This window comes from Monashia sp. HAY1-2A, from assembly GCF_056755315.1.
This window is the reverse complement of the sequence record NZ_JBNDHY010000210.1, coordinates 1-6,271: the sequence shown is the minus strand read 5'-3', so window position 1 is coordinate 6,271 and position 6,271 is coordinate 1. Positions and strand designations below refer to the sequence as shown.

The window sequence follows — 6,271 nt, the reverse complement described above, 5'->3', positions numbered from 1 at the left end:
AACCAGTACGGCGCGGACCCCAAGGGCATCGAGTCCGGCGCCGCCCCGGCGACCGCCTGACGCGTCACCGCACGAACGCCTCGACGCCGTCCACCTCCGGGTGGGCGGCGTCGCCGCGTGTCCGGGGTCCTTCGGGATCCGAACGGCCTGCCGTGTCGAAAGGCGTCGCCACCGAGCGACGTCGTGGTGGAGGCTGGAGCCGACCCGGCCCGGCCGCACGCAGATCGCACCGACCAGAGGAGAACCCATGCGCTACCTGCTCATCCACCGTCTCGACGAGACCCGGCCCGAGGCGTGGAACCCGAGCCCCGAGTTCATCGACAAGATGGGCGCCTTCATGACCGAGTGCGCCGAGTCCGGCGTCCTGCTCGCCGCGGAGGGGGTCCACCGCAGCGACGAAGGCGCGATGATCACCAAGCGGTCCGGCGGCACCCCGTCGGTCACCGACGGCCCGTTCACCGAGGCCCGCGAGGTCGTCGGTGGGTTCGCCGTCATCGACGTGGCCTCCCGCGACGAGGCCCTCGAGCTCGGCACCCGCTTCGCCGACCTGTTCCCCGAGGTGTCCGTCGAGGTTCGGCGCGTCATGGAGTTCGAGGACCTCCCCGCGGACATCCAGGAGCAGCACGGCTCCCACGTCATCGACGCCGCCCAGGGCCACCGCGACGCCTGAGCCGGGACCTGAGCCGCGACACCTGAGCCGGGACACCACGCGCGTCGACCGGCGCTGACACCCCCGGACCGCCGCGTCGACCCGTGGCGCCCCTCCGCCCGGCCCGCTAGCGTCGGGCCCGTGAACATCATCTTCGTGGAGCCGTCCTTCCCGGCCAACCAGCGCCGCTTCGTGCAGGCGCTCGCGTCGGTCGGGGCGAACGTCTACGGCATCGGCGAGTCGGAGGAGGGGCACCTCGGCGACGACCTTCTCGGCTCGCTGCGGGGGTACTACCGCGTCGGCTCGGTCACCGACGTCGGGCAGATGGTCGACGCCGTGCGCTTCTTCCAGGACAAGGTGTGGATCGACGCCCTCGAGGCGGTCGTCGAGGCGCACACGATGCCGGCCGCGCAGGTGCGCGAGGCGTGCGGCATCCCGGGCACGAGCGTGCGCACGACGTGGCTGTGCCGCGACAAGCCGTCGATGAAGGACGCGCTGCGCGAGGCCGGGGTGCCCACGGCGGCCAGCGCCGCGGTCGAGTCCGCTACGGAGGCAAGGGAGTTCGCCGAGCGGATCGGGTACCCGCTCATCCTCAAGCCGCGCGCGGGGGCCGGCGCGCAGGGCACGACCCGCGTCGACGACGACCGCGAGCTCGAGGCCGCCCTCGGGGCGTTCGGGGCCGAGGGGTCGACCTCGATCGCCGTGGAGGAGTTCGTCGAGGGGCACGAGGGCTTCTACGACACCATCACGCTCGGTGGGGAGGTCGTGCACGACTGGGCCACGCACTACTACCCGAACGTCCTCGAGGCCATGCGCCACCGCTGGATCTCGCCGGAGTTCATCACGACCAACCGCATCGACGACCCCGCCAACACGTTCTACGCGGAGGTGCGCGAGCTCGGCCGCCGCGTCATCGACGCGCTCGGCATCGAGACGTCGGCAACCCACATGGAGTGGTTCTACGGCCCGAAGGGCCTGCGGTTCAGCGAGATCGGCTGTCGGCCGCCCGGCGTCGGAGCGTGGGACCTCTACTCCGCAGCCAACGACGTCGACGTCTACCGCGAGTGGGCCCACGTCATCACGCACGGGCGTCCAGAGCAGCCGATGCGCCGGACCTACTCGGCGGGCATCGTCGCCCTCCGGCCCGACCACGACGGCGTCATCCGGGGCTACTCCGGCATCGACGAGATCCAGGCGCGCTACGGCGAGTGGGTCATCGACGGCCACTTCCCGCCGCAGGGCCACGGCACCCAGCCCGTCGAGGCGGGATACATGGCCAACGCGTGGGTACGGATGCGCCACCCCGACTACGACACGACGCGCGCCATGCTCGACGACGTGGGGCGCACCATCCGCGTCCACGCCGGCTGAGCGTCGCGCGCGGCGACCGGAGACCAGTGCCAGAGACGATCCTCCTCGGACCGCAGCGGTTCACCACGACGGTGCAACCGGTCGTGCGGTCCCTCGACGTGCCCGGGCGCGTCGCCGTCGTCAACGCCGGCTGGGAGGAGCGCGAGTCCGAGGACGCCGAGCTGAACGGCCTGCTCGACGGCCGTGGTGTCAACCTGCGCCTGTACCACCGGATGATCGACGTGCTCACGAAGGACCGGCGGGTCGCCGCCGCCGCGCTCGCCTTCCGCGACCGCCAGGACGAGCTGCGTGCCTTCTACGGCATCCGGCTGCAGAGCGCCGTCGACGCCGTCCACGCGGTTGCCCACCGCACCTCGCTGCACGGTGTCGGCCCGGTGGCCGTCGAGGCGGCGATCGAGGCGGTGCGCGACGTCGACCGCTGGTACTCCGCCGAGCTCGCCGGCCTGTACGCCGCCACGTTCGAGCGCACGCCGCGCGAGGAGAGCGAGCTCATCGGCTGGCACCGGGGCGAGATCGGCGCCGTCCTCGACGACTGCGGCGCGCTCGTCGTCGCCGGCGGCGACGTGCGGACGCTGCTGCGCACGCTGCGGCTGTTCGACGTGACGCTGCGGGCCGAGCAGCACGTCGTGGCGTGGTCGGCCGGTGCGATGGTCCTCACCGACCGGGTCGTGCTCTTCCACGACCACACCCCGCACGGCGTCACGGCCCCGGAGGTGCACGACACCGGGCTCGGACGCGTCCCCGGCCTGCTCGTCCTGCCGCACGCCCGACGCCGGCTGCGCCTCGAGGACCACGAGCGCATGTCCGTGCTGGCCCGGCGTTTTCCCGAGCACCGGCTCGTGCTGCTCGACGACGGCGCGGTGGTGCGCCTCAAGGCCGGTGCGCCCCCGGCGGCCGACCCGCTGCCGGAGGGGACGCGCTACCTCGACGTCACGGGGCACGTCGCCGTGGAGGGGGCCGCATGAGCACCCCGACACGCCTGGCCGTCAACGGCCTGCGCGACCGCGTCCCGCTGGACGGTCCGGCCATCGACCGGTTCATCGCCCGGTGGGGGTGCCCGATCATCGAGGGCGAGCGCGCCACCTTCCTCTACCGTGGCGAGGTCGACGAGGCGTGGATCCGCCACCGCGTCGTCGGGCTGCCGGACCCCTTGCCGCTCAAGCGGATCGGCGAGTCCGACCTGTGGGCCGTCACGACCGTGCTGCCCGAGGGCTCACGCGTCGAGTACCAGGTCGAGATCCGCAAGGGGGATCACCACGAGCGCTTCAACGACCCGCTCAACCCCCGTATGGCGCACAGCCCGATGGGGTCCTCGTCGGTGTGCGCGGCGGTCGGCTACCGAGTCCCGGACTGGGTGTCGTTCGACCCCGAGGCGCGGCAGGGCACCCTCGTCGAGGAGGTCGTGCGCAGCAAGGCCCTGCGCCGCGACCAGCCCGTCCAGATCTACCTGCCCGCGCGGTTCAACCGGGCGCAGCGCTACCCGCTCCTCGTCGTCCACGACGGCACGGACTACCTCGAGTACGCGGCGATGCGGACCGTGCTCGACAACCTCATCCACCGGCTCGACGTCGACCCGCTCGTCGTCGCCTTCGTGGCGCCGCGCGACCGGCTGAAGGAGTACCCCAACCACGCGCCCCACGCCCGGTTCGTCGCGCGCGAGCTCGTCCCCCTGCTCACCGAACGGCTGCCGCTGGAGGACGCGCCCGAGGCCCGCTGCCTCATGGGTTCCTCGTTCGGCGGCATCGCGTCGCTGTCGACGGCCGTGCGCTACCCGGGGCTCTTCGGCTCTCTGGTGCTCCAGTCGGCATCCCTCGTCTTCACCGACATCGGGTTCGACCACGGCGGCGGACCGGCGTTCGACCCCGTCGTGAAGTTCGTCAACCGGTACCGGGCCCGGCCGACGGCGGTCGTGGACCGCATCCACATGTCGTGCGGCGTCTACGAGCCGCTCATCACGCCGAACCGGTCGATGGTGCCCGTGTTCCGGCACACCGGCATGCGGGTGCGGTACACCGAGGCCCGCGACGGCCACAACTGGGAGAACTGGCGCGACCGCCTCGGCGACGCGCTGACGTGGGTCTTCCCGGGGCCGCAGAAGTTCGTGTACGAGTGACGACACACGCCGAGGGCAGGAGCTGACGCATGAAGGTGACGGACCGCTGGTACTCCGACCGGCTCGGGCAGGACATCACGGTGGCCCGCTGGGGCACGTGGGGTGCGCCGGTGCTCCTGTTCCCGACGGCGGGCGGCGACGCCGAGGAGGTCGAGCGGCACCGGCTCGTCGACCACCTCATGCCGCTCGTCGACGCCGGACGCGCCAAGGTGTACTCGTGCGACAGCGTCGCGGGCCAGGCGATGGCCGAGCGCCGCGGGTCCACCGAGTACCGGATGGCCCTCTTCAACGCCTTCCACGACGCCGTCGCCTCCGAGATCATCCCGGCGATCCACTCCGACAGCGGCGGCCGGATGCGCGTCGTCGTCGCCGGGGCCTCGATCGGCGCCTTCAACGCGCTCGCGGTCACGTGCCGCTACCCGCACCTCGTCGACGCCGCCGTCTGCATGAGCGGCACCTACGCCATCGAGAAGTTCATCGGGGGCCGCTTCACCGAGGACCTCTACTTCAGCTCGCCGCTGCACTTCCTGCCCGACCTCGACGGGCCGGACCTCGAGGCGCTGCGCCAGCGGATGGTCGTCCTCGCCTCGGGCAGCGGTCGGTGGGAGGACGTCGGCGAGGCCTGGGCGGTCGCGGACGTCCTGGGGGCAAAGGGCATCCCGAACCGGGTCGACGACTGGGGGCCGACCTACGACCACGACTGGCCGACGTGGTGGCAGATGCTGCCGACCTACCTCGACGACCTGCTGCCGTGACGTCGTGACGTCGTGACGCCGTGACGCGTGACGCCGTGACGCGTGACGCCGTGACGCGTGACGCGTGACGCCATGACGCCGTGATCGCGCCGTCGGTACGCTCCGAGCATGAGCCGGATCTTCACGACGAGCGTCGCGTCGGTGTACCCGCTCTACGTCGCGAAGGCCGAGCGCAAGGGCCGAATCCGGGCCGAGGTCGACGAGGTCATCGAGTGGCTGACCGGCTTCGACGACGCCAGGCTCCGCGAGCACCTCGAGGCCGGCACGACCTTCGAGGAGTTCTTCGCGGACGCCCGGCTCAACCCGAACGCGGCGAAGATCACCGGGGTCGTCTGCGGCGTCCGGGTCGAGCAGGTCGAGGACCCGCTCATGCAGAAGATCCGGTACCTCGACAAGCTCGTCGACGAGCTGGCGAGGGGCAAGCCCCTGGGCAAGGTCCTCCGCGCCTGAGGGCCACGCCCGGTCAGTCGTCGAAGGTATTCCAGCAGATCGGGCTGCGCAGGCGCTGGTCGTCGAGGACGAGCTCGCGGATGGCATCGGGGAGCCGGTCGCGCTGCCAGTCCCGCTCGCGCAGCCGCGCGGCCTCCGCCTCGTCGCCGGGGACCGACGCCGACGCGGCACGGATCGCGTAGGCGGCCGCGCCGAGCTCGTGCGCGGCGACGTGGGCGACGGCCACGGCCTGGCCGGCCGACAGGGCGGCGAACCGCGCCGGGTCGGGCAGCCCGCGTCCGGCGGCGTTGGCGGTGAAGGCCGCCTGGTGGGCCACGCGCATCGGCACCTCTCCGCGGATCCACGACCGGGTGATGTCGAGGGCCTCGTGGACCCGCCGGTCCCCGGTACCGGCGGCCTCGAAGAGCGGCAGCACGTGCTCGGCGCAGGCGAGCGCCCACTCGGCGAGCAGCCGGTGGTCCTCGTCGGTGAGGGTGCCGCCGCGGCGGATCGTGATGAACCGCGGGTCACGCTGGGTCGGCAGGATCGGCACCCGGCCATTGTGACCCCGACTCGCGCGCTGCTGAACGAAGCGCGCGAAACGTCGGTCCGGCGCGCAAACTTTGGCGCGCGGGAACCCTGGATCGCGCGCTCGTGACGATCCGCACCCTGGCGGCGATCTTCGGCGTCGATCCAGGAGGAGTCCTCGCGCGTGCCCGGATGTTTCGCGCGCTGCTGAACGAAGCGCGCGAAACGTGGGTCCGGCGCGCAAACTTTGGCGCGCGGGAACCCTGGATCGCGCGCTCGTGACGATCCGCACCCTGGCGGTGTTCTTCGGCGTCGATCCAGGAGGAGTCCTCCCGCCTGCCCGGATGTTTCGCGCGCTGCTGAACGAAGCGCGCGAAACGTCGGTCCGGCGCGCAAACTTTGGCGCGCGGGAACCCTGGATCGCGC

Annotated in this window: 8 protein-coding genes; 7 read left to right on the top strand and 1 reads right to left on the bottom strand. The window is 72.2% G+C overall.

Annotated elements, in window-relative coordinates; translation table 11 throughout:
* Positions 1-247 precede the first annotated feature (247 nt).
* The 6 genes from ACPYOM_RS20435 to ACPYOM_RS20410 all read left to right on the top strand — a co-directional run bounded on the left by ACPYOM_RS20435 (position 248) and on the right by ACPYOM_RS20410 (position 5,338).
* Positions 248-670 (top strand): YciI family protein, encoded by a 423-nt coding sequence (locus ACPYOM_RS20435; protein WP_481347353.1) that lies wholly within the window; start codon positions 248-250, stop codon positions 668-670.
* 120 nt (positions 671-790) lie between these two features.
* Positions 791-2,020, top strand: a complete 1,230-nt coding sequence (locus ACPYOM_RS20430; protein WP_481347352.1) for an ATP-grasp domain-containing protein — start codon at positions 791-793, stop codon at positions 2,018-2,020.
* Between the two features lie 26 nt (positions 2,021-2,046).
* Positions 2,047-2,985 (top strand): type 1 glutamine amidotransferase family protein, encoded by a 939-nt coding sequence (locus tag ACPYOM_RS20425; protein WP_481347351.1) that lies wholly within the window; start codon positions 2,047-2,049, stop codon positions 2,983-2,985.
* Positions 2,982-4,133 (top strand): alpha/beta hydrolase, encoded by a 1,152-nt coding sequence (locus ACPYOM_RS20420; RefSeq protein ID WP_481347350.1) that lies wholly within the window; start codon positions 2,982-2,984, stop codon positions 4,131-4,133. Before ACPYOM_RS20425 ends, ACPYOM_RS20420 begins: the two co-directional genes overlap by 4 nt.
* 29 nt (positions 4,134-4,162) lie before the next feature.
* Complete coding sequence (locus ACPYOM_RS20415) at positions 4,163-4,888, top strand: esterase family protein (protein ID WP_481342956.1); 726 nt, start codon at positions 4,163-4,165, stop codon at positions 4,886-4,888.
* A 108-nt stretch (positions 4,889-4,996) separates the two neighbouring features.
* On the top strand, positions 4,997-5,338 hold the full coding sequence (locus ACPYOM_RS20410) for a DUF2200 domain-containing protein (RefSeq protein WP_481347349.1): 342 nt from the start codon (positions 4,997-4,999) through the stop codon (positions 5,336-5,338).
* Positions 5,339-5,351: 13 nt separating this feature from the next.
* Here the strand turns inward: ACPYOM_RS20410 and ACPYOM_RS20405 are convergent, their stop codons facing one another.
* Positions 5,352-5,870, bottom strand: a complete 519-nt coding sequence (locus tag ACPYOM_RS20405) for a putative immunity protein (RefSeq protein WP_481342958.1) — start codon at positions 5,868-5,870, stop codon at positions 5,352-5,354.
* A 101-nt stretch (positions 5,871-5,971) separates the two neighbouring features.
* Between ACPYOM_RS20405 and ACPYOM_RS20400 the strand changes: the two genes are divergently transcribed.
* Positions 5,972-6,127: a hypothetical protein gene (locus tag ACPYOM_RS20400; RefSeq protein ID WP_481347348.1), complete on the top strand. Its 156-nt coding sequence runs from the start codon at positions 5,972-5,974 to the stop codon at positions 6,125-6,127.
* Positions 6,128-6,271: the final 144 nt, after the last annotated feature.

Coding starts and splice junctions, on each gene's coding strand:
- ACPYOM_RS20435 (WP_481347353.1), top strand. CDS start 248: ATGCGCTACCTGCTCATCCACCGTCTCGACGAGACCCGGCCCGAGGCG.
- ACPYOM_RS20420 (WP_481347350.1), top strand. CDS start 2,982: ATGAGCACCCCGACACGCCTGGCCGTCAACGGCCTGCGCGACCGCGTC.
- ACPYOM_RS20415 (WP_481342956.1), top strand. CDS start 4,163: ATGAAGGTGACGGACCGCTGGTACTCCGACCGGCTCGGGCAGGACATC.
- ACPYOM_RS20410 (WP_481347349.1), top strand. CDS start 4,997: ATGAGCCGGATCTTCACGACGAGCGTCGCGTCGGTGTACCCGCTCTAC.